The sequence below is a fragment of the Rhodococcus sp. P4_B6 genome (genome assembly GCF_056402215.1).
This window is the reverse complement of the sequence record NZ_JBFUHV010000385.1, coordinates 1-2,580: the sequence shown is the minus strand read 5'-3', so window position 1 is coordinate 2,580 and position 2,580 is coordinate 1. Positions and strand designations below refer to the sequence as shown.

3 protein-coding genes are annotated in these 2,580 nt (G+C 55.2%); all 3 read right to left on the bottom strand.

Annotation, left to right across the window (positions count from 1 at the left end; all coding sequences use genetic code 11):
- The coding region (locus AC1DWT_RS50760; RefSeq protein ID WP_477926214.1) for a hypothetical protein at positions 1–289 on the bottom strand (289 nt) is incomplete at its 3' end.
- Positions 290–443: 154 nt separating this feature from the next.
- A complete protein-coding gene (locus tag AC1DWT_RS50755) occupies positions 444–2,180 on the bottom strand; it encodes an FAD-dependent oxidoreductase (RefSeq protein ID WP_477926213.1) in 1,737 nt (578 codons plus the stop codon).
- Positions 2,181–2,227: 47 nt separating this feature from the next.
- Positions 2,228–2,580 (bottom strand): hypothetical protein (locus AC1DWT_RS50750; RefSeq protein WP_477926212.1); only part of this gene is annotated, 353 nt, incomplete at its 5' end.

Sequence of the window (2,580 nt, the reverse complement as noted above, 5' to 3'; positions counted from 1 at the left end):
GGTGTGACGGGTCCATTGTGTCCAGTAGCCGCTGAATCATCGACGGACGCAATGGTCCGACACGTAATATGACTAAGAGCCAGTTTCTCCAGTAATTGCCAACGTGACCTACGATGCCCACAACCGGCGCACTGCGATTCCAAGAATATTCGACAAGTAGCGCCGCTACGAATCCGAATATTTCCTCGGATTCGTCGGTTACCGCAGGTGCTTGTTGGAGAATTTCACGAATCCTTGTCATCATCCGATCTACTGCGGAAAGCCGGTGCGATTCATAATCCGCGCCCATAGGTTACTCCCTTTAGACCGACGCGACCTCTCGGGCGATTTTGGTCCCGCACGAGACTGTCTCGATTGGAGGAACTATGGGCCAACGTCGCGTGTCAGTATCGATTCATGCTAACACGCAACGCTGACCGTAGCTGCTGAATTCGAGTGACTATCTAGCTGTTTTGGCTGGTCGTCAACGTATCTGCAGTGTACCGCGCACGAGCAGCTTCAGTATCGCGCGGTGCCTCCTGCACTACACTTTCGGCGGCGAGGTACGCAAATGTGGCGGCGGGCCCGAGTGTGCTCCCTAAAGATAAGTAGCCATCACCGGCTATTGATGCAACACAGTTTCCGGCCCCATACAACCCTGGAATGACGGACCCGTCCGAACGCAAGACTTGGCTGTTCGAATTCGTCTTGGGCCCTCCGTTGGTGTCCAACACCATCCCGCAGATCAGCACGCAGTAATATGGCCCGGTCTCGGCGAATGGAAACATTCCCGGATTTTTTTCGTTACCTGGCCTCGGGATGCCATGCCAGTCGTATTCGGACATGTTCTCGCAACGGTGGAAATCTTCGTCGACACCCGCGCGGGCGAAGCCGTTGAATCTGTCGACCGTCTGCTCCAGTTGCTCGGCGAAGCCAGGTGCCAATTCGAAATCACCGATGACAGAGGTGAGACTCTTCAAGCGCGCCTCGATGCGCTCGGTGATCTCCTCCCATGTCTGACCTTCGATAATGTAAGGTTTAGGGGTGCGAAACGTATCCCAGAACAGGGTCGGCTTGGTGTCGTGGGCGACGTAATCGTCGTAAACCATAAAGAGAACCCTGTTCGGATAGTCGCCGTTCTTGTCGCGGTCCCATATGACGCGGTTTCGGTCCTGGTACACAAGCTTCTCGTTGACGACCCTGTTACCATTGCGATCGACATAAATCATGCTGTCTCCGGGCGGAACGGGAATACCTTTATCCTCGTTCACGCGATTCATGGCAGCCTTTTCCAAGATGTCCTCGTACAGCCAGCCATTCTGCATGTGAGCGAGTTCAGCTCCGGCCTCGCGCGCGATAGGGATGAAATCACCCTGTGCGGTGGCAACTGCGCAACTGCTGTAAAGCGGCCCGCGCCAGTATTCATCGATCAAATCCGCGTTATGTGCAAAGCCACCGCTAGCGAAAACCACCCCTCGTCTCGCGTAGATGGGATCACCCCACGTCCCCCCAACTCCGACGGCTGCACCAGTTTCATCTTGCAGCAGCCGCTGCACACGATGATCTGTGCGCACCTCGATACCCCGGCTTCTAACGGCTACCCCCAGTTGATCGACCAAATCTGCTCCAGGTGCAGCGGAGCCGTCCTCTCGCGCTGGTCCTAGATGCCGTAAAAATCCTTGAATAGAGTTATCCAATTCCGGGTGATAGCTGACAATGGCTGGGTACCGTTCCGTAAAGGATGGCCAGGTGGTGACCCGGAAGGCACCTGCCGCAACCAGCGCATCAATCGCTTTCGCGGCGTTATCGTAAAACGCGCCCATTGTTTCCCACTGCCACTCTTCTGCGCCGTAGTATTCGGCATCGGCGTCGTACTGGTCGGGATGCGCGACCTGGACAACGTAGCGCAAGACGCTATCTCGATCGTCGCGAATTCCTAAGACGTGCATAAGTGAGTTGTCTGGAATCCACATCGCCCCGCCGGACTTGTAAGTTGTACCGCCGACTTCATCTGATGCCTCCAATAGAAGGACCTCGGCACCAYGATCGTGAGCCAAAATTGCAGCACACATTCCCGCCATTCCGGCACCGACAATGATTACATCGAATTCATCTCGATCAGTTGTCGAGAAACCAGTAGGTCGGGGCGGGGGATTGAAAAGCCCTTCCATCCACCAGTACTTCGGCGTCCCGGTTGTCACAATAAAACTCCTAGGGTTTGACAATATTCACATATTAGGCTCATCGATTAATCCTTCTTCCGCGACTGGTCCACGAGTTGCCCCTCATGCGAGTAGCTTTCGTATGCCTCGGCCAAATCGCGATATTTTCGAAAGTCTCGTAAATTCGAATAGTCGGCCCTGCGTACGCGCTCAACGAAGTCCGGATTCGAAATCTGCGCCCTACCAACCCCGATCATGTCGAAGTCGCCGGCCTCCAAACCGCGCCGTACACGGATGATGTCATCCTCCACCTGCAGTACGGGGTCTTGGTTGTCGAAGACATCACTCGCGAGATCGGTGGACAACCCGACGCTGCCGATCGTCATGACCGGGCGATCTGTCATTGTCTTCACCCAGGAAGCGACACTCCGTCTAGAGT